This window comes from Weizmannia sp. FSL W8-0401, from assembly GCF_038009125.1.
GTDB classification, from domain to species: Bacteria; Bacillota; Bacilli; order Bacillales; family Bacillaceae_C; genus Weizmannia; species Weizmannia coagulans.
The window spans coordinates 1,824,489-1,842,592 of the sequence record NZ_JBBPAG010000001.1 but is presented as its reverse complement, the minus strand read 5'-3'; the positions used below and the strand labels follow the sequence as shown (position 1 = coordinate 1,842,592).

24 protein-coding genes and 1 riboswitch are annotated in these 18,104 nt (G+C 48.4%); of the genes, 18 read left to right on the top strand and 6 right to left on the bottom strand.

Going from position 1 to position 18,104, the window contains the following annotated elements:
• The first annotated feature begins 133 nt into the window (after positions 1-133).
• From sodA to NSU00_RS08960, 3 genes are all read left to right on the top strand, one after another.
• Positions 134-742, top strand: coding sequence for a superoxide dismutase SodA (gene sodA, locus NSU00_RS08970; RefSeq protein WP_013859658.1), 609 nt, complete (start codon positions 134-136; stop codon positions 740-742).
• Between the two features lie 122 nt (positions 743-864).
• Positions 865-2,079, top strand: a complete 1,215-nt coding sequence (locus NSU00_RS08965; RefSeq protein ID WP_019720582.1) for an MFS transporter — start codon at positions 865-867, stop codon at positions 2,077-2,079.
• 102 nt (positions 2,080-2,181) lie between these two features.
• Positions 2,182-4,347, top strand: a complete 2,166-nt coding sequence (locus NSU00_RS08960) for a peptidoglycan D,D-transpeptidase FtsI family protein (RefSeq protein ID WP_328004585.1) — start codon at positions 2,182-2,184, stop codon at positions 4,345-4,347.
• 65 nt (positions 4,348-4,412) lie between these two features.
• Here the strand turns inward: NSU00_RS08960 and NSU00_RS08955 are convergent, their stop codons facing one another.
• On the bottom strand, positions 4,413-4,775 hold the full coding sequence (locus NSU00_RS08955) for a hypothetical protein (RefSeq protein ID WP_118497745.1): 363 nt from the start codon (positions 4,773-4,775) through the stop codon (positions 4,413-4,415).
• A 276-nt stretch (positions 4,776-5,051) separates the two neighbouring features.
• Between NSU00_RS08955 and rpmG the strand changes: the two genes are divergently transcribed.
• From rpmG to NSU00_RS08930, 5 genes are all read left to right on the top strand, one after another.
• Positions 5,052-5,201: a 50S ribosomal protein L33 gene (rpmG, locus tag NSU00_RS08950; RefSeq protein ID WP_014098013.1), complete on the top strand. Its 150-nt coding sequence runs from the start codon at positions 5,052-5,054 to the stop codon at positions 5,199-5,201.
• A gap of 114 nt (positions 5,202-5,315) precedes the next feature.
• Positions 5,316-5,492, top strand: coding sequence for a hypothetical protein (locus NSU00_RS08945; RefSeq protein ID WP_181980963.1), 177 nt, complete (start codon positions 5,316-5,318; stop codon positions 5,490-5,492).
• A 100-nt stretch (positions 5,493-5,592) separates the two neighbouring features.
• Positions 5,593-6,759: a rhomboid family intramembrane serine protease gene (locus tag NSU00_RS08940; protein WP_029142060.1), complete on the top strand. Its 1,167-nt coding sequence runs from the start codon at positions 5,593-5,595 to the stop codon at positions 6,757-6,759.
• Between the two features lie 308 nt (positions 6,760-7,067).
• Entirely contained in the window at positions 7,068-7,289 is a 222-nt protein-coding gene (locus NSU00_RS08935) for a YqgQ family protein (protein WP_029142061.1), read from the top strand.
• Entirely contained in the window at positions 7,282-8,250 is a 969-nt protein-coding gene (locus tag NSU00_RS08930; RefSeq protein WP_029142062.1) for an ROK family glucokinase, read from the top strand. The genes NSU00_RS08935 and NSU00_RS08930 overlap by 8 nt, the downstream gene beginning before the upstream one ends.
• Before the next feature lie 98 nt (positions 8,251-8,348).
• Here NSU00_RS08930 and NSU00_RS08925 read toward each other — a convergent pair whose 3' ends face one another.
• Positions 8,349-8,522 carry a DUF2759 domain-containing protein gene (locus NSU00_RS08925; protein ID WP_019720590.1) on the bottom strand — a complete coding sequence of 58 codons (174 nt, stop codon included), beginning with the start codon at positions 8,520-8,522 and terminating at the stop codon, positions 8,349-8,351.
• Between the two features lie 129 nt (positions 8,523-8,651).
• Between NSU00_RS08925 and NSU00_RS08920 the strand changes: the two genes are divergently transcribed.
• Entirely contained in the window at positions 8,652-9,281 is a 630-nt protein-coding gene (locus NSU00_RS08920) for an MBL fold metallo-hydrolase (RefSeq protein ID WP_013859649.1), read from the top strand.
• A 69-nt stretch (positions 9,282-9,350) separates the two neighbouring features.
• Here NSU00_RS08920 and NSU00_RS08915 read toward each other — a convergent pair whose 3' ends face one another.
• On the bottom strand, positions 9,351-9,593 hold the full coding sequence (locus NSU00_RS08915) for a DUF2626 domain-containing protein (RefSeq protein ID WP_014098019.1): 243 nt from the start codon (positions 9,591-9,593) through the stop codon (positions 9,351-9,353).
• A 77-nt stretch (positions 9,594-9,670) separates the two neighbouring features.
• Positions 9,671-10,378 carry a helix-turn-helix transcriptional regulator gene (locus NSU00_RS08910; RefSeq protein WP_014098020.1) on the bottom strand — a complete coding sequence of 236 codons (708 nt, stop codon included), beginning with the start codon at positions 10,376-10,378 and terminating at the stop codon, positions 9,671-9,673.
• Between the two features lie 194 nt (positions 10,379-10,572).
• On the opposite strand from NSU00_RS08910, the gene comGA reads away from it, so the two are divergent.
• The 9 genes from comGA (at position 10,573) to NSU00_RS08865 (ending at position 15,294) form a co-directional block, all read left to right on the top strand.
• Positions 10,573-11,688, top strand: a complete 1,116-nt coding sequence (comGA, locus tag NSU00_RS08905; RefSeq protein ID WP_340703603.1) for a competence type IV pilus ATPase ComGA — start codon at positions 10,573-10,575, stop codon at positions 11,686-11,688.
• 1 nt (position 11,689) lies between these two features.
• Positions 11,690-12,652: a competence type IV pilus assembly protein ComGB gene (gene comGB / locus NSU00_RS08900; protein ID WP_340703602.1), complete on the top strand. Its 963-nt coding sequence runs from the start codon at positions 11,690-11,692 to the stop codon at positions 12,650-12,652.
• Positions 12,653-12,720: 68 nt separating this feature from the next.
• Entirely contained in the window at positions 12,721-13,032 is a 312-nt protein-coding gene (gene comGC / locus NSU00_RS08895) for a competence type IV pilus major pilin ComGC (RefSeq protein ID WP_029142066.1), read from the top strand.
• On the top strand, positions 13,029-13,472 hold the full coding sequence (gene comGD / locus NSU00_RS08890) for a competence type IV pilus minor pilin ComGD (RefSeq protein WP_019720594.1): 444 nt from the start codon (positions 13,029-13,031) through the stop codon (positions 13,470-13,472). Before comGC ends, comGD begins: the two co-directional genes overlap by 4 nt.
• Complete coding sequence (locus NSU00_RS08885) at positions 13,459-13,767, top strand: type II secretion system protein (RefSeq protein ID WP_017553561.1); 309 nt, start codon at positions 13,459-13,461, stop codon at positions 13,765-13,767. The genes comGD and NSU00_RS08885 overlap by 14 nt, the downstream gene beginning before the upstream one ends.
• The gene (comGF, locus tag NSU00_RS08880; RefSeq protein WP_017553560.1) at positions 13,730-14,212 is read left to right on the top strand and encodes a competence type IV pilus minor pilin ComGF; all 483 of its coding nucleotides are present in this window, start codon (positions 13,730-13,732) and stop codon (positions 14,210-14,212) included. Before NSU00_RS08885 ends, comGF begins: the two co-directional genes overlap by 38 nt.
• Positions 14,209-14,577, top strand: coding sequence for a competence type IV pilus minor pilin ComGG (gene comGG / locus NSU00_RS08875; RefSeq protein ID WP_029142070.1), 369 nt, complete (start codon positions 14,209-14,211; stop codon positions 14,575-14,577). Before comGF ends, comGG begins: the two co-directional genes overlap by 4 nt.
• Positions 14,574-15,131, top strand: a complete 558-nt coding sequence (locus NSU00_RS08870; RefSeq protein ID WP_340703601.1) for a shikimate kinase — start codon at positions 14,574-14,576, stop codon at positions 15,129-15,131. Before comGG ends, NSU00_RS08870 begins: the two co-directional genes overlap by 4 nt.
• On the top strand, positions 15,118-15,294 hold the full coding sequence (locus NSU00_RS08865; protein WP_237348197.1) for a YqzE family protein: 177 nt from the start codon (positions 15,118-15,120) through the stop codon (positions 15,292-15,294). The genes NSU00_RS08870 and NSU00_RS08865 overlap by 14 nt, the downstream gene beginning before the upstream one ends.
• 33 nt (positions 15,295-15,327) lie before the next feature.
• Here the strand turns inward: NSU00_RS08865 and NSU00_RS08860 are convergent, their stop codons facing one another.
• Complete coding sequence (locus NSU00_RS08860) at positions 15,328-16,119, bottom strand: YqhG family protein (RefSeq protein WP_328004588.1); 792 nt, start codon at positions 16,117-16,119, stop codon at positions 15,328-15,330.
• A complete protein-coding gene (locus NSU00_RS08855) occupies positions 16,088-17,791 on the bottom strand; it encodes a DEAD/DEAH box helicase (protein WP_328197599.1) in 1,704 nt (567 codons plus the stop codon). Before NSU00_RS08855 ends, NSU00_RS08860 begins: the two co-directional genes overlap by 32 nt.
• A 218-nt stretch (positions 17,792-18,009) precedes the next feature.
• Positions 18,010-18,100, top strand: a riboswitch (glycine riboswitch).
• Positions 18,101-18,104 lie beyond the last annotated feature (4 nt).

Here is an 18,104-nt window from a genome sequence, read left to right as displayed (position 1 = left end):
AATTAGAACCCGGGGGGATTCTGAAAAATGCAGGCGTAAAATTTGCCATCTATCAACCGGTTTTGGTACATTAAATATGACAAATCTTTGAATCTTTCCGGTTCAAAACATTACATAAAGGAGGAATAAAGATATGACGTACACTTTACCGCAATTGCCGTATGCGTATGATGCACTGGAGCCTTATATTGACAAGGAAACGATGAACATCCACCATACGAAGCACCATAATACTTATGTCACCAACTTGAACAAAGCGCTGGAAGGCCATGACGATCTTGCTTCCAAATCCGTTGAGGACTTAATTTCGGATTTGAATGCGGTTCCGGAAGAAATCCGTACAGCGGTTCGCAACAACGGCGGGGGGCATGCCAACCACTCGCTGTTCTGGACGCTGCTTTCGCCAAATGGCGGCGGCGAACCTAAAGGCGCGCTGCTTGACGCGATCAACAGCAAATTCGGCAGCTTTGAAAAATTCAAAGAACAATTTGCAGCTGCTGCAGCAGGCCGTTTCGGTTCCGGCTGGGCATGGCTTGTTGTCCATAACGGCGAGCTCGAAATTATGAGCACCCCGAACCAGGACAGCCCGCTTTCCGAAGGCAAAAAACCGGTTCTTGGCCTTGATGTTTGGGAACATGCTTACTATTTGAAATACCAAAACCGCCGTCCGGAATATATTTCTGCATTCTGGAATGTTGTAAACTGGGACGAAGTGGAAAAACTGTACGAAGCAGCGAAATAATCGCGATCCATTTAAAAAAGGGCGTGCCGCGCAATTTGCGTGCACGCCCTTTTTGCATGCACCCGTGCATAAACGCCCCCGTTTTTCAAAACAATATAGGGGAATGGGGGGAGTTTTGATTTATGAAGCGTGTGCAAAAATGGTTCGGAGATATAGAACTGTCAAAAGATCTGCTGCTGCTGCTTGCGATCGGCGGGCTTTATTCTTTAAGCGTTTCGCTGTCCAATTCTTTCGTTAACATATATTTATGGAAGCAGACAGGGAAGTACATAGATCTGGCGGTATATAATTTATCGGTTGTCATCCTGCAGCCGCTCACTTTTATCATCGCGGGAAGATGGGCAAAAAAAGTGGACAGGGTCATGGTGTTCAGGATCGGGGTTGCCTTTTTGGCGCTGTTTTATTTATGCGTGCTGTTTTCGCGGGGGCATGCTGGCGATTTTATCGTTTTGCTTGGCGGGCTGCTCGGGATCGGCTACGGCTTTTACTGGCTCGCCTACAACGTACTGACGTTTGAAATTACGGAGCCTGAGACGAGGGATTTTTTTAACGGCTTTATGGGGGCATTCGGTTCCATCGGCGGCATGGCCGGGCCGTTTGCCGCAGGGCTGATCATTTCAGCAATCGGAAAAACCGGTTATACGGTCGTTTTTGCCCTCTCCCTGATCCTGTTTGCCCTTGCCGTCGTCCTCAGTTTTTTTATTGCGCCGCGCCCTGCACACGGCCGTTATTTGTTTAAGCAAATCGTAAAGGAACGACACCGCAACCCGAATTGGAAACGGATTACAAGCGCCCATTTTGTCCAAGGTTTAAGGGATGGCACGTTTGTGTTTATGATTTCCGTTTTCGTGTTCCTTTCTACGGGGAGCGAGCTTTCTCTCGGCACGTTCGGGCTGATCAATTCCTGCCTGCAGTTTCTCGGGTACACGCTCGTTGCCCGTTATATTAAAATCAAGCACCGCCAGCGCTCGATTTTTTTGGGCGGGCTGCTTCTGTATGCGGCCGTGTTTTTGTTTGTTTTTGAAGTCACCTATCCGAGAATGCTGCTTTATGCCGCAACGATTGCGATTGCTTACCCGCTTCTGCTTGTCCCGTATAATTCGATGACATACGATGTGATCGGCAGGGCATGGAAAGCAGCGGAAGCACGGATTGAGTATGTTGTCGTGCTTGAAATATTTACCAATGCCGGCAGAGTTGCTTCGATTTTACTTTTCATTGCAGCCGTCACTTTTTTCAACAGCCAGGTGAGCATCCGCGTGCTGATGCTAGTCATTGGGGCAGGGCATTTGTGCATTTCGCTTTTTACAAGGAATATCCGGATTGGGGATATGTAGGGCCGCGGTTTCCAAAAATGGCGGTATTTTTTATAGCCATGTCCGCATTTTTTCGCTAAAATGGAATGTATAGCCGATGGCGAAGGGAGGAGCAGAAAAAGGTTGAAAAAAAAGAAGCGGAAAAAGCGGTCGCATATTCCATTTAGAATGAATATGCTGTTCTTTGCTGTTTTTGTGCTTTTTTCGGTCTTAGTCGTGCGTCTGGGCATTGTACAGATTGTCTACGGCCAGGATTACAAAAAAGAACTTGAACAGACGGAAGACAAGACGATCCATACTTCTGTTCCAAGAGGAAGAATTCTTGACCGGAACTATAAAGTGATTGTGGGCAATAAAGCGCTGAAGGCGATCACATATACGAGAACCCAGGCGGATGACAACAAAAAAATGCTGAAAGTGGCAAGGAAACTCGGGGAAATCATCAAAGTGCCGGATGCGGATGTGAAACGGCTGACGGACCGGGATAAAAAAGACTTTTGGATCCTGACCCATCCGAAAGCGGCAAAACAGCTCGTTTCCAAAGCAGAACAGGCAAAGCTCGACAACGACAGCGACAAAATATACAAGTTGCAGCTGAAGCGGATTACGAAACAGGATCTGGATTCAATGTCGCCGGAAGATCTCAATGTGCTCGCGATCTACAGCAAAATGTCGGCCGGCTATGTGCTGTCCCCGCAAATTATCAAAAACACGGGCGTGACAAATAAAGAGTATGCGACTGTGAGCGAGAATCTTTCAGCGCTGCCGGGCGTGGACATTACAACCGACTGGGAACGGAACTATGTGTTCAAAGAGGCAAACAGCAACGATTCGGTTTTAGGGTCAATCCTCGGCGATGTGACAACCGAAAAAGAAGGCTTGCCTGCCGACAAGGAGCAGTACTACACGGCCCGTGGATACAGCCGCAATGACCGCGTCGGGAAAAGCTACATTGAACAGCAGTATGAAGATGTCTTGAGCGGCGAAAAAGAAAAAGTGGAAGCGAAACAGGATAAAAAAGGGAATGTCATCTCTTCAAAAGTGATCAGCAAAGGGAAGCCGGGCAGCGACCTTGTCCTGTCTATTGACATTGACCTGCAAAAAGAAGTGGAGAAAATTATTACCGATGAAATCAAAGCGGCCCGCGCAAGCAATCCGCTTGCTGACCGTGCCTTTGTCACCGTCATGAACCCTTATACCGGCGAAGTGTTGTCAATGGCCGGCAAACAGGTGGTCACAAAGAACGGATCTGCGAAAATCAAGGACTTTGCGCTTGGGAATATGACAACCGCTTATCCTTCAGGTTCAGCGGTAAAGGGTGCGACTGTTTTGACCGGGTACCAGACCGGGGCCATCTCGCCCGGGAGTGTATTTGTTGACCAGCCGCTCCATTTTGCCGGCACCCCTGTGAAAAAATCGTGGGTTGCCAACGGTTTTGGGGCGATTAACGACTTAAAGGCCCTGCAGGTTTCATCTAACGTATATATGTTCCGGACGGTGATGGCGATCGGCGGGCAGCACAATTATGTGCCAAATGGCCCGCTCAGGATTGACAAAATGAAAACGATCCGGACATTGCGCAAATATTTTGCCCAGTTCGGGCTTGGCGTCAAAACCGGCATTGACCTTCCGGGCGAAGTCGGCGGCTACCAAACGGAAGTCCCGCCGAACAGCGGGAACGTGCTCGACTTTGGGATCGGGCAGTTTGACACGTATACGCCGCTGCAGCTTTGCCAGTATGTTTCCACGATCGCAAACGGCGGTTACCGTGTGCAGCCGCATATTGCGAAGGAAATCCGTGAACCAAGCCCGGACGGCAAGACACTCGGGCCTGTCGAGAAAGACATCGGCACGACGGTCTTAAACCGTGTGGATATGAAAGAATCATACATCAACCGCGTCAAACAAGGTTTCTATAATGTGGTGAACGTTCCCCACGGAACAGCTTACGGGCGGATTGATTCCAGCCTGAAAGTGGCAGGGAAAACCGGGACAGCCCAGGCTGTTTATGGCGGTGAACTGGTGGAAAAATACGACGCCGCAGGAAGAACACATCCTTCTCTCTGGAGCAATGCATGGAATTCCACTTTTGTCGGCTATGCGCCGTACAATCATCCGGAAATTGCCATCTCGGTCGTCGTGCCATGGTCCTATATGGGGGGAGCATCCGACCCGCACACGAATTTAAAAATTGCAAACCGTGTGTTTAAAGCCTATTTTGATCTGAAGAAAAAAGAGGAGAGTAAAGCAACAAATACGCCGGAAATGACAGTTGCAAATGCCAACTAGGCCGTCTCCGGCTGAGGAAAAAACGGATAACAGGGGGAACCCTTTTATCCGTTTTCTGTATAAATCTATTCTGGTGTTTGCATGGCACCGGAAATGATGCGTTTCACTTCGTTTACGGGGAGGGCGGACTGCCTTGCGATTTGTTCGAATGAAAGGCCCTGCCGGAACAAAGCGAGCACCTGGTTTTTTACAATTTCATTGACCGGACTTTTGCCGGACGGATCCGGAAGAAGCGGATCGGCTCCGGGCATCATAAATTCTTCTTCGAGCGTCTGTAATCTTTTTTTGATCTGGTACGTTTCCTGGAAAAATTTTAAAGACAAATCTTCCAGTTCCTGTTCTACCAGATGTGCGTGGTCCTGGCGGAAAAACGAAATAAGAAACAATACCACAGAAAGCGCCAGTAACACAATCAGCGTAATAACCATCCGGTTCTCTCCTTTTTCATTGCAAAGTACTATTGTTAGTTATATCATGATTTTCCTGTGAAGTGTACCGCCTATCCGGCAAGAGGGGGCCAATTCGTGCCAGCAAAGCGGGACCGGCAGGCTTGCTTGCCCCATTCAAGTGAAAATTTCACATATATCGGCAGCCGGTGGGAAGAACGGTTTTGTTTGAAAAAACATACTGGCAATCGTACGTGAAAAATGCTATGATAGAAAAGTCGTATGCACGATCGATTGAGAAAGATGGAGGGATGAAACATGCGTGTAAACATTACACTGGCTTGCACGGAATGCGGTGAGCGTAACTATATTACAACAAAAAATAAACGTACGACCCCGGACCGTATTGAATTGAAAAAATATTGCCCGCGGGACAAACGTGCAACCGTACATCGCGAAACAAAGTAAACAGCAGGCGTTTTCCTGCTGTTTTTTCTTTTGCCACAGCGTTAGCGGATAATTTCTCCCCCGGTAGGAAAAATAGAAATGAGTTGCAGAAAATTTTTCGGGGGAGGAATCGCCATGAACAGATGGGTGAAGTGGATTGCGGTGCTGCTTCTGTTTTCAGCAGCTTACCGGAACCGTTACCGGGTATTAAACACTGTATTTGGGTACGGCCCTGCGAGAAAATTGGCGGTCACGGCGGCAATGCGGATTCCCGGATTACGGTCGCGCGTCATGGGCCAGGTTTTTCAATAACGGTGAAAAAAGGGCGGGTGTAAAAGGCCAAACGCTTTACACTCCGCTCTTTTTTTCGATATAGTTAGGATAAAATGGATGGAAAAAGGCAGGGGAAATCGTGAACAGTAGGGCAGATGTTTTGTTTTGGGCAATCAGCCGCCATTTTGTCGTGGAACAGGAGTACCGGATCCTGTTTTTGAGTGAAAACCGGGATGAAATGTGGCTTGCCAATACAAAAAAGAAGAATTTGCCGCTTGTGCGTCTTTTGCGGTATGACATCGACTGGGGCAACTGGTTATACCGCGACATCCGCGATTGTTGCGCACAGGCTGAAGATTTATGCAAACAAATAAAGCGGCTTGCTCCGCGCGTACTCAATATTTACGTAAGCGAGTATGCGCCGGTTGACGATTATGAAATCTATTTGGATGAACCGATGCATATCAATGGCGGAAAAACGGAACTCCGCAGCGTATTGATTGAAGGGGAGAATCCTGGTCCCGGGATCAGTAAGCTGCGCCCGTTCACGGAAAGCCGGCTTGCCATTGCGCCTGAAACGATGAGCGGGGACGCCTATGCATTACAGCGGACGGTGTTCGAAGCCGAGGCGCGCCGGGAAGAGGAGGAACGGCAGCTGTTTGACGCGGGCAGGCCATTTTTTACATACGTCTTTCTGGCCGTACAGATTGCCGTGTTTATTGTTATGTCGCTTACCGGCGGGACGCAGAATACGCAAAACCTGATCCGTTTCGGCGCCAAGTACAATCCGCTGATTATGGAAGGGCAATATTGGCGGCTGATTATGCCCGTTTTTATTCATATCGGGATCATGCACCTTTTTATGAATTCGCTCTCTTTATACTATATCGGGCCGCTTGTCGAACGGATTTACGGCAAGGCGCGCTTTGCCCTGATTTATTTGTTCGCCGGGTTTACAGGCTGCCTGGCCAGCTTCCTGTTTTCACCAAGCCTTTCTGCCGGCGCAAGCGGTGCGATTTTTGGCTTGTTCGGCGCGCTTCTTTACATCGGGACGGCTTACCGAGATCTTTTTTTCCGGACAATGGGACCGAGTGTCATTACGCTCATCATCATTAATCTCGTTTTCGGTTTTTCCGTTTCCGGCATTGACAATTTCGGGCATCTTGGCGGGCTTTTCGGCGGCTTTCTTGCAGCATGCATCGTCCACTTTCCGAAACGGAAGCGCATCGGTGTGCAGCTTCCGGCTCTTCTTATTGCCGCTTTCCTCGTTTATATGGGTCTGCGCGGCATTCACCCGGCAGACTAATAAGCATGCCCCCGTTTCGGTTCCGGGCCGCTTCTTTGGCGTGCAAGTGTGGGCCTTTCGGGGGACGGATCGTGCCGGGATAAAAATTTCTCTCTTTAGGGCCGGGGGAAGCGCGCCGGTATATAGGGGCGCCGTGGGTTTCCGCGGCTATCCTTCAAAAAATGCACCGGGCAAGGTTTCACGGCGTACTTCCACGCCGGGCGGCCAAATGATCCGGCAAATTGCCGCAATTTGATGCTTGTTAGAAGTTGCACAATCGACTATACTTTTCTTGGAACAGATTTTTTATAAATGAAAGCTGGGTCGAAATGAGAACACTTTATGATGTGCAACAGCTTTTGAAAAAATTCGGCATTATTGTCTATATCGGGGACCGGCTTGCCGATCTCGAGCTGATGGAATTGGAACTGAGGCAGTTGTACCAGGCAAGGGTGCTGGAAAACAGCGAATACGAAACCGCCCTGTTGATCATCAGGCAGGAAAAACGGTTGGAAAAAGAGAAAAAAATGGAGGGTGAGCGAAATGGCTGAGAAGTGGATCATTGGCATTGATTTGGGGGGCACCACCACAAAACTGGCATTTGTGAATGAAGCAGGCGATATTGTACACAGATGGGAGATCCCGACTGTGACGGCTAACGAGGGGAAAGCGATCCTTCCGAATATCGCAAAATCGATTGAGGACGAATTGGCCCGGGCAAAGCGGGAGAAAAAAGAGATCACAGGGATCGGCCTCGGCGTACCGGGGCCGGTTGATATGGAAGCCGGCGTGATTTATGAATCCGTCAATATCGGCTGGGCGCAGCATTATCCGGTTGCCGGGACATTGCAAAAATTGGCGGGGTTAAAAGTGGTGATCGATAATGATGCAAATGTTGCGGCACTCGGTGAAATGTGGAAAGGCGCCGGGAAAGGTTCCGGGGAAATGGTCTTCGTTACGCTTGGCACCGGTGTCGGCGGCGGCATCATTACAGGCGGGGATATCGTCCACGGCGTAAAAGGGGCGGCAGGCGAAATCGGCCATATTACCGTCATCCCGGAAGGCGGGGCACGATGCAACTGCGGGAAAACCGGCTGCCTTGAAACGGTCGCTTCCGCAACAGGCGTGGTCAGGACAGCCATAGCGAAACTGGCTGCATTTAGCGGCGCGTCCCCGTTAAAAGATTTGTATGCCCGAAGCGGATCGGTAAGCGCCAAAGACGTGTTTGACTTTGCGAAAGCGGGAGATGCCCTTTCCCACGAAATTGTTGACGAAACGGCAAAATACCTCGGGCTTGCGCTGGCAAGTGTGGCCAATACGTTAAATCCGGAAAAAATCGTGTTGGGGGGAGGGGTGTCAAAAGCAGGCGAAACGCTCTTAAACCCGGTGCGCGCTTATTTTTTGAAATACGCGTTCAACACGGTCGGCCAATCGACAAAACTGGAACTTGCCACATTGGGAAACGATGCCGGCGTGCTCGGGGCAGCGTGGCTGGCGTTAAATAAAATTTAAGCGGGGCGCCCCCTTCCATGATACGCGCTGATTTTGGCAGACTACAAACAGCGATATAATGAGATGAAAAAAAGCGGCATGGCGCCGCTTTTTCAGCATTAAGTAAAGGCCGGGTAGCCCGAATGGATGACGGTCATGATGGCAAACCAGCCGAAAAGGGCAAAAGAAATGATGCCGAAAATAAATCCGAGGATATTTTTGTTTTTGGCCGCAGTAATGAAACCAATCAGTGACAGTATGGAGACGAGACTGAAAATAATGACTGTACCCATGACATCCCCCTTATAATGAAAAGGTATTCAATTATCTTTATTTTACAACCGGTCTGGTGATTTGTCGAGTAAATGAACAGGCATTTTTTACGGATGAAAACATGATACAATAAGGGAGGAGGGATACGAATGAAATGGAAACAATTGCCGGTCGGGCCCATTCAGACGAATTGCTATATCCTGTGGAACCACGAAAAAGACTGTTTGATATTTGACCCCGGAGCGGAATTTGAAAGGCTGCACGCTTTTATCGGGGAAAATGCGCTGAACCCGCTTGCGGTGCTTTTAACGCATGCCCATTTTGACCATATTGGCGCCCTTGATGCGGTAAGGGATGCGTACAAAATCCCGGCCTATATCCATCAAAAGGAAGAGATGTGGCTCGGGGATCCAGGGCAAAACGGCTCCCATTTTTTCGGGATGGGAGAAATCAGCGCGCGCGGGGCGGAAAAGCTTATCGCCGGGGAAGACATGTTGAAAATCGGCTCTTTTTCGCTTCAAGTGCTGGAAACGCCGGGCCACTCCCCGGGGAGCGTTTCGTACTGGCTGCCTGATCACAACATTGTCTTTTCAGGGGACGCCCTTTTTTCCGGCAGCATTGGGCGGACCGATCTTCCGGGCGGGAACCATGGCGTTTTGCAGGAAAGCATTCATACAAAGTTACTGGTTTTGCACCCGGATACAATCGTGTTCCCGGGACACGGGCCGCAGACAACGATCGGGGCCGAAAAAAGTTCCAACCCGTTTTTGGGGGGATAAAAAAACCGGCAGTGAATGCCGGTTTTTTTAGTGCAAGGAAAAAGCAAGCAGATTTTTAAGAGGAACAGGTTATTCGCCGAAGCCGGGTGTGAGTATAAACGTGGTGTAGTACGTAAAGCCGGCGAAGAAAATTGTTAAATAAGCCCCAAAGATGTACATATACATGCGTTCGGACAGTTTCAAGTAGCTGACAAGCACAAAGAAACCGGTCTGGGCCAGAAACAGTAAAGCGGTTTCTTTCATGCCGCCAAGGAAAAACATGACTGCCATTACACCAGTCCAGAAACCCAATACGCGGTACATACGATCCAAATGAACCACCCCTTCTTTTTATGTCCATCAAGTTATATTATAAAGGAACAAAGAAGGGGTGTAAACACAACTGGTACTTAATTCGCAACTTTAGCAACTTTCACATGATAAATGCATTCGCTGCAATCATGAAGCATCGTTTCCTGCTGGTTGATGTCGAAATCGTCAAACAACGCTTCAAACAACCCGTGAATATAAGCAACATGCATCTCGCAAACATCCGCCGAGTGATGGATTAATTCCCGGAACGGACAGTTGTATACATGGTAATCGAGTTCGTTCTTGTCTGTTGTTTCCAGCGTTTCGATGCAGTATCCGTCCACGGTGGACACGCTTGCGAGCACAGATAATTTTTCGTTAAATGTCAGCTGGTCTTTTGTTTTATTCATGTTTTTTAAGATGTTTTCGATGATCCGTTTTCCGTACTCCCGGCCGATATCTTTCAAAAGGCCTGCATCTGCCAGTTTCATTTTGTTGATGGCTTCAAGCAAAATGTTGGACAGCAATTTGTATTCACGGTGCGGGAAGGAGAGTTCTACCACTTGTTCAGAGCTTTTATACAGCCTTGCCGGGCGCCCGCCTTTCCCGGTTTTGTTCAGTTCAGATGAAATCACCTTAACATCTTCGAGCTTGGACAAATGGAGCCTTGCCACATTCGGATGAATATGAAATTCATTGGCCACTTCCTGGACGGATACTTCGCTCCGTTTCTTCAGTACAAATTGGTAAATCGAGTAGCGGGTCGGGTCAGAAAGGGCATTGATCACTTTTAATGTTGGTTCCATATGAAACACCTCTATATTTTTTATCCTATTTATATTATAAATGATAACAACGCCAAAATTTGTGACAAAAATCACACACTTTTTTGTCGCTAAGAGAAAAAATAGCGAAAAAATTTTTGTTTTAAAGCAGGAATTTTGAAAGCCGTGTCGAAATGAGAGAATATCCCAAAAAGAAAGGTGGTATGTGATGGATTATGTCAGTTGAAAAAATTGCGGAACTTTTGATCGGACAGGCGGTAAAAAACAATGTGACCGATGTCCATATCGTTCCGAAAGAAAAGCATTACCATGTCCAGTTCCGGCAGTACGGAAGGCTGTACCCCCACCGCAACCTTTCCGCGAAAGCCGGGGAAAGGCTGATATCCCATTTGAAATTTATGTCTTCCATGGATATCAGTGAAAAACGGAAACCCCAAAGCGGGTCGTTTGCCATGAACGTTTTGCAGCAGACGATCTCCTTAAGGATTTCGACGCTGCCAACCTCTCTTTCCAAAGAGAGCCTCGTTATTCGGATCTTGCCCCATGAAGAACAATTCCAGCTCAGCCAAATTTCACTTTTTCCATCGAGCACAAAAAAATTAATGGCGCTATTAAACCATTCGCATGGGATGCTGATTTTCAGCGGCCCGACTGGAAGCGGCAAGTCTACGACGATGTATACGCTTGTTGAGCACTGCGCAAAACGGTTTTTACGGAATGTGATTACACTGGAAGACCCTGTTGAAAAACAAAGCGACTCGTTTTTGCAGGTGCAGGTGAATGAAAAAGCAGGCATTACTTATAGCACAGGGCTGAAAGCAATTTTGCGCCATGATCCGGATATTATCCTGGTGGGGGAAATCCGCGATGCCGAAACAGCAAGAATTGCGGTCCGCGCATCGCTCACCGGCCATCTTGTCCTGACGACTTTGCATACGCGTGACGCAAAGGGCGCGATTTACAGGCTGATGGAATTCGGCGTGAGCATCCACGAAATGGAGCAGACTTTGCTCGCTGTCAGCGCACAGCGGCTGATTACATTGCGTTGTCCGGTATGCGGCGGCATCCGCTGCCCGCATGATTGTCCCGACAGCCGGAAAAAGCGGCAAACCGCGGTATATGAGCTGCTGTACGGGAAAAACTTGCAGCGGGTGCTGAAAGAAGCAAAGGGGGAACAGGTCCGCTACCATTATCCGACGCTGAAAGAATGGCTCAGAAAGGGGATTGTGCTTGGATACATTTCTGAAGAAGAGTATCACCGCTGGATTGCCGAAGAGGAAGAAGCGGATAAGCCTCAAACAACAGGGGCGCTTTCTTACCCGGGTCGGTGAAATGCTCGAAAACGGATTTCCGATTGCGGATGCTATCGATTTTCTCGGGCATGTGGACGGCGAACTGAATGCGCGTTCCATGAACAAACAGCTGCAAAACGGAACGCCGCTCCATGACGTGCTGCTGAAACACCGGTTTGATGCCAATGCATGCATGCAAATTTATTTTGCCGGACGGCACGGGGAGATGGTTGCTGCCCTTAAAGAGGCGGGCGCCTACTTATTGAAAAAACATGAGGATGCCCTTGCCTTTTGGAAACTGATCCGTTATCCGCTCATATTGGCAGCCGCGCTGTTTATCGCCACGGCTTTTGTGAGAAACGTGCTGCTGCCGCAATTTGAACATATGTATGTCGCAATGGACTACAAACCTTCGCGAAATCTCCGGCTGTTCCTGGCCATCATGGAACAGGCCCCGCATGTTATCCTGGTTTCAAGTATTTTTCTCTTCCTATTTTTCACACTCTTTTTTCTCTATTTTAAACGAAAAAAACCGCTCGCGCAGGCGGCGTGGCTTTCGCGGCTGCCGGTATCCCGCTTTTACTATACCAGCTATTACAGCCAGTTTTTGGCAAGAGAATGGAGCTTTATGCTGAAAAGCGGTTTTTCCGTCTATGAAATTTTGCATGTCATGGAATCGCAAAATTTTAAGCCGCTTTGGCGCGATACTGCAAAATATTTGCGCGAAAAACTGCTTGCTGGTGAGACGTTCTCCCGGGCCCTGGCTTCTGTCCCGTTTATCGAGCCACAGCTGGTCATTTTGGTCCGCCACGGGGAGAAAAACGGGCGCCTTGATCAGGAGCTCTATTATTACAGCCAAATTAGCTTGAAAAGAATGGAAGAGAAAATCCAAAGCCTGTTCGGGCTGATTCAACCGGTTGTGTTTATTTTCATCGGTTTCTTTTTGGTCGCCATTTATTTGTCGATCATGCTGCCGATGTTCCAGATGATTGACGCGGTTTAACCGGGGAAGGCTTGCCGGGCGGCGGGGCTTAAAGCCTTCCCCCCAGAAAAAGAAAGGAGAAATTGCCCATGTCTTTAATCAAAAATCAAAAAGGTTTTACGCTGATCGAAATGCTGATTGTTTTGCTCGTTATTACAGTTCTCTTGTTTTTGATGATTCCGAACATTTCCAAACATACCGATGCGATCAATAACAAAGGTTGCGATGCGTTCATTGCCATGGTGCAGGGTCAGGTGCAGGCGTATGAAATGGACCACAATGAATATCCGTCATCCATCAGCCAGTTAAAAGACGGCGGCTATGTGTCGAAAACGAGCTGCCCAAATGGAAACGGAGTGAACATCGGGGCGGACGGGAAGGTAACGGAGGTTGCAAAGTGAAGCGGCCAAAAAACGAAGCCGGTTTTACCTTTCCAGAAATGCTCGTTGTTTTGTTGATTGTATCCGTGATCACCGCCCTTGCGTTTGCCGGTTTTAAGCCGGTGAAACATACGATCGTCAAAAAAATGTTCATCAACCAGCTTGAAAACGATTTGTACTTGGCACAAACGGACGCGATTTCTCGCCAGACGAACGTTTACGTCCAATTTTTCCGCCAGAGCAATATGTACGCTATTTTCGAAGCGAGGAAAAATGCGACGATTGTAAAAAGAAGGCTTCCGGAAGGCATCAAAATGTTCGAAAACGGCAGCTTTCATTCCTATGCAATTGGGCCGGACGGGAATGTCACCCAGTTCGGCACGCTCTATTTCCAGTCCGGCCAAGAACAAATCAAGCTGGTTACGCATATTGGAAGCGGGCGGTTTTATGTCGAAGAATGAACGGGGCTTTACTTTTCCGGAAGTCATCGCTGCGTTTGCCATATTTTGCCTGATGGCGGCCTGCCTGTTCCCGCCGTTTCTCCATATGCTTGGTCAAATCAAAGAGGCAAAACAAGAGATGGAGGCAGCCCGTTTTTTATACGAAAAAACGGAGGAATGGACTTTTACCGGAAAAGTCGTTGAAAAAGAAAAAAAGGTGGGCGGGGCCACATGGACATTTCAAATCAAAGACAATGGCAGAAAGGCATGTGTCAAACATGAACAAAACACGACTTGCGTTTCGCTCCAGCAATGAAAAAGGCTTTACGCTGCTTGAAAGCGTGTGCGTACTGCTTCTCGTCACTTCCTTGTTCTCACTTTTTCCCCTGGCAGTGAAAACATTCGGGACAGCCGGGGAAGCATTCCGGCCGGAAGAAGATGAAGAGTGGAATCTTTTTCTCATGCAGTTGCGTAAAGAAATCCGGGTGAGCAGCTCGTGCCAGGCAGCCCAAAATACTTTGAAACTGAACGAGGCAGGAAGGACGGTTACGTATGAACCATACCAGAACAGTTTGCGGCGGAGAGTGGACGGTGAGGGGCATCAAATTGTGCTCCAAAATGTGCGGTCCATCCAATTTGCGGCAACAGGAAACGGGGTCAAAGTGTCCGCTGTTTATCCGAATGGCGCGGAAAAAACAGCGGAAATGACCTTTCTTTCCCGCCATGCGCTCTTCGGCCAAACGGAGGGCAATGCCCGATGAACAGGCAAAAAGGGTTTATTTTGCCGGTAGTGCTGTTTTTGGCGCTTGCCGCATGCAGTATGGTCATTTCGGGAACAAATATTTACCTAGGCGAAAAGAAATATGCCGTGCTGGTGAAGGAATATTATTTGCGGAATACCATGTCGCTTTTCGCCATCAGGGAGGCGGCGCAAAAATTGGAAAAAGGCGACAAAAGCCCGGGGGAACTCCGTTTTTCAGACGGATTGGTGTCTTACAATATCAAACAGGACGGGGATACTGCAGTGATTTCCTTAACTGCGGAAAATGGCAGTGGTGAACTGTTTAAAAGTACGATACGATATAATCAGGCAGAAAAAAAGGTGCTTCAATGGGAGGAACAATGAACAAAAGGATCTATTTGACCGGGTTTATGGGTGCCGGAAAAACGACTGTCGGCCATGCGCTCGCCTCGCTTTTGGGCAGTGCGGCGACGGATCTTGACCGCTGGATTGAAGATGAGGAAGGAATGCCGCCCGCTGCCATTTTTGCTGTAAAAGGGGAAGCCTATTTTCGCCGGAAAGAAACAGAAATGCTGAAACGGGCCGCATCGCTTGCAGGGGTGATCATGACAGGCGGGGGGATTGTCATGCGGGAAGAGAACGCCTGTCTATTAAAACGGGACGGCGTGACGGTTTTTCTGGATTGCGATCCGGAAATCCTGGTTTCACGCATTCAAAATGACCCCTCAAGGCCTGTCGCAACAGGAAGGACAAAGGAGGAGATCATCGCCCTTTACAAAAAAAGGCGGCCGTTTTACCTTTCGTGTGCCGATTTGGTTATTGATACGACGGGAAAATCAGTTGCGGAGATTGTTGCGGAAATTTCCAGCCGCATAAAAACGGAAGCTTTCGGTTATACTGGCGCCTGTAAGGATGGTGGCGCCAATGTCGACAAATGATTATGTCAAATTGCTGGCACAAACATGGATACAGCATATGAGCACGCCAAAAAGCGAGCGGCAGAAAAAGCGGAACGAGAAAAAGGAAGAGATGCCGCCTTTTGCCGAAAGATGGTTCGGCATTCTTCCTTATTTTTTTCTCTTTTTCAAAAGAAAACAGTAGCAGAATCAGGCAGCCTTTTTGGGGCTGCCTGATTTATATAAACGCATCTTTTAAATAAAAGAGGCCGCCGTTTAGGACATGAACGGTAATTTTCGGCTCATACTGTTCCTTCAGCGCCTGTTTTTCAATTTCATACGATTCCGGGCGCTCTTCCATATCTTCGTAAAAATGGTCCAACAGCGCGAGATCCTGGTGCCACCGTTTTACCGCTTCTTCCGCCCAATGATGCGGTTCTTTCGACAGGCCTTGCCGGATATACTGTTCAATCCTGGTGACGGCGCTTTTCGGCATGATAATCGGCGTCAGTGTAAAACAATAATCCGGAATTTTCGGCGTCAGTGCCCGTTGTTCCAGCAAGTCCTGAAAATTTTCAGCCATTGTGCCGTGGATTAAATTCAACCCGATCGAGCGGAATACATCTTTTTTTAAATCACAGCGGTACGAAATTTTGGCGTTCATCCCAAGCCAAGGGTAAAGTGGCACCTGTTTTTGCCCGGGGCGGACGTCTTCAAACAGGCGGATATAGCGGGAAAACTGCTTTGCCGTCTCGAAAATCTGGTTCAGACGAGGGCTTCCAAAATGGACCGGTTCCCCTTTTACCGTATCCGGTGCTTTTTCCCGGTCCGTAATGAACGTAACGGTCATCGGATTCGGGATGCCGCCTGTTTTTTCAAGATAGGACCAGTAAAACGGCCGGTTCATTAACGCCTTATCCAGTTCAACCGTCAGCTGCACCGTCATCCAGCCGGGGCGGTTTTCAACCAATACAGCGCCGTTTGCTTCAAAAAAGCGTTCAAGATATTGATGTATTTCTTCCTGCAGCATCCGCATTTCCCTCCTCTTTCCGTACCGCTTCCGCAAATTCGATCATTTGGGTGAGATTTTCCATTTTGATGTTCATTTCGCCTTCCGATTGCGAGTTTTGGAAGACATCCAGCAGGTGGTCTTCCAGTTTTCCGAATTCGAGCCGGGTCAGAATTTCATCGAGTTCCCCGATTACCCGCTCAAACAAATGGATTTTTTCGTACAACAGTTTCATGATATGTTCTTCAACCGTATTTTTGGTTGCGAAATTATAAATATGCACATCCTTTTCCTGGCCAAGGCGGTGGACACGCCCGATCCTTTGCTCGAGCCGCATCGGGTTCCACGGCAGATCAAAATTAATCATATGGTGGCAAAATTGCAGGTTGATCCCTTCACCGCCCGCTTCTGTCGCAATGAGCACCTGGGCGCGGTTTTCAAACAGCTGCCGCATCCAGTCTTTTTTGCCGCGCTTAAAGCCGCCGCGGAAGGGGACGGATGAAATGCCGTGTTGTTTTAAAAACCATTGCAGGTAAAGCTGTGTTGCCCGGTATTCCGTAAAAATGATCACTTTATCATCAATGTTTTGGATAAGCTCGAGCGCTTTTTCCGCTTTTGAATTGGTTTTTATCGCTTCAATTTTCTGGATCAGCGCAGCAACGGTTTCTTCTAAAACGGGCGAGGGCTGTTCCGTTTTTTTCAGCAGGTTTTTTAAGGTTACAAAAACGGCTTCACGGCTCGAACACGCCTCGCGCTGCAGCGTCAATAGCGAGAAGCCGGCGTGGCTGTACGATTCGCTGCCTCTGCGGATCGTTTGCAGCGCGTCATACAGTTCGCGCTCTTCTTTGCTGAAGTCAATCAGCACCGTTTCAACGCGCCGTTTTGTCCATTCCACCCCGGTGTTTGTGCGCCGGTTCCGGATCATCACTTTGCTGACCAGCTTCCGCAAATGTTCGTCTTCCTTCACTTGCCTGTCCCCATTTTTATATTTTTTGCTGAAATTCGATTCGCTGCCTAAATGGCCGGGTTTCAGCAGGGAGACAAGGTGGAAGATTTCATCGATCCGGTTTTGGATCGGTGTCGCCGTCAAAAGCAGGCAGAATTTCTTCTTTAAGCCCTGGACAAATGCGTAGTTTTTTGTATTCGGATTTTTCAGCTTGTGCGCCTCGTCAATAATAATCATGTCGTACTGCTGCTTGTAAATGATGTCGCGGTGCGGGCTTCTTTTTGCGGTGTCAATGGAAGAGACAACACAGTCATACTGCTCCCACATATAACTTTTCTTCTGCCCGACAGCGGGAATATGGAATTTGCTGTTCAGTTCCGCGACCCATTGCGACACGAGCGATGCCGGGACCAAAATGAGCACTTTTTTTGCAAGCCCGCGAATCATATATTCTTTTAAAATAAGGCCGGCTTCAATCGTTTTTCCAAGCCCGACTTCATCCGCCAAAATGGCTTTGCCGTTCATCTTTTCAACCACCTGGCGGGCCGCTTCCAGCTGGTGCGCAAGCGGTTTGACATTGGCCAGATGCTTTGGCGCCTGCAACCCTTCAAATTCCGGAATGACCAGCCGTTTTTCCATTTCCACTGCAAGCTTATAAAGTTCCCATTTTCCCCACGGCCCGTCCTCCTGATAGCGTTCCATCAATTCCGTTTCCCACGAGCGGTCAAATTCAATGTTGACTTCCATGCTGCCTGCACTCCTTTTCCAATCGTCCCCGATGCATCGTTTTCCAGTTCTTACAGCCGCTTTTTATTTTAAAAAATTCAATTGATTTTCAGAATGGTGTCATGATACGATGAAACTGACCAAGCGTTTTTACAGGGTTTACAGGGAAAATCGTATGGAACAGCCTGCATCAGGCATTTTAACTTTAGTATGCCCGATTTTGAACTGAATATTGGCGGATGAGAATAAGAGGAGAGACTGCATTTTTTGTAGCGCCGACGGAGCAAGCGGAAACGTGAATCTCTCAGGCAAAAGGACTCTTAATTTGACGCAT

Coding starts and splice junctions, on each gene's coding strand:
- sodA (WP_013859658.1), top strand. CDS start 134: ATGACGTACACTTTACCGCAATTGCCGTATGCGTATGATGCACTGGAG.
- NSU00_RS08965 (WP_019720582.1), top strand. CDS start 865: ATGAAGCGTGTGCAAAAATGGTTCGGAGATATAGAACTGTCAAAAGAT.
- NSU00_RS08955 (WP_118497745.1), bottom strand. CDS start 4,775: ATGGTTATTACGCTGATTGTGTTACTGGCGCTTTCTGTGGTATTGTTT.
- rpmG (WP_014098013.1), top strand. CDS start 5,052: ATGCGTGTAAACATTACACTGGCTTGCACGGAATGCGGTGAGCGTAAC.
- NSU00_RS08945 (WP_181980963.1), top strand. CDS start 5,316: ATGAACAGATGGGTGAAGTGGATTGCGGTGCTGCTTCTGTTTTCAGCA.
- NSU00_RS08935 (WP_029142061.1), top strand. CDS start 7,068: ATGAGAACACTTTATGATGTGCAACAGCTTTTGAAAAAATTCGGCATT.
- NSU00_RS08930 (WP_029142062.1), top strand. CDS start 7,282: ATGGCTGAGAAGTGGATCATTGGCATTGATTTGGGGGGCACCACCACA.
- NSU00_RS08925 (WP_019720590.1), bottom strand. CDS start 8,522: ATGGGTACAGTCATTATTTTCAGTCTCGTCTCCATACTGTCACTGATT.
- NSU00_RS08920 (WP_013859649.1), top strand. CDS start 8,652: ATGAAATGGAAACAATTGCCGGTCGGGCCCATTCAGACGAATTGCTAT.
- NSU00_RS08910 (WP_014098020.1), bottom strand. CDS start 10,378: ATGGAACCAACATTAAAAGTGATCAATGCCCTTTCTGACCCGACCCGC.
- comGA (WP_340703603.1), top strand. CDS start 10,573: ATGTCAGTTGAAAAAATTGCGGAACTTTTGATCGGACAGGCGGTAAAA.
- comGB (WP_340703602.1), top strand. CDS start 11,690: ATGCTCGAAAACGGATTTCCGATTGCGGATGCTATCGATTTTCTCGGG.
- comGC (WP_029142066.1), top strand. CDS start 12,721: ATGTCTTTAATCAAAAATCAAAAAGGTTTTACGCTGATCGAAATGCTG.
- NSU00_RS08885 (WP_017553561.1), top strand. CDS start 13,459: ATGTCGAAGAATGAACGGGGCTTTACTTTTCCGGAAGTCATCGCTGCG.
- comGF (WP_017553560.1), top strand. CDS start 13,730: ATGAACAAAACACGACTTGCGTTTCGCTCCAGCAATGAAAAAGGCTTT.
- comGG (WP_029142070.1), top strand. CDS start 14,209: ATGAACAGGCAAAAAGGGTTTATTTTGCCGGTAGTGCTGTTTTTGGCG.
- NSU00_RS08870 (WP_340703601.1), top strand. CDS start 14,574: ATGAACAAAAGGATCTATTTGACCGGGTTTATGGGTGCCGGAAAAACG.
- NSU00_RS08865 (WP_237348197.1), top strand. CDS start 15,118: ATGTCGACAAATGATTATGTCAAATTGCTGGCACAAACATGGATACAG.
- NSU00_RS08860 (WP_328004588.1), bottom strand. CDS start 16,119: ATGCTGCAGGAAGAAATACATCAATATCTTGAACGCTTTTTTGAAGCA.
- NSU00_RS08855 (WP_328197599.1), bottom strand. CDS start 17,791: ATGGAAGTCAACATTGAATTTGACCGCTCGTGGGAAACGGAATTGATG.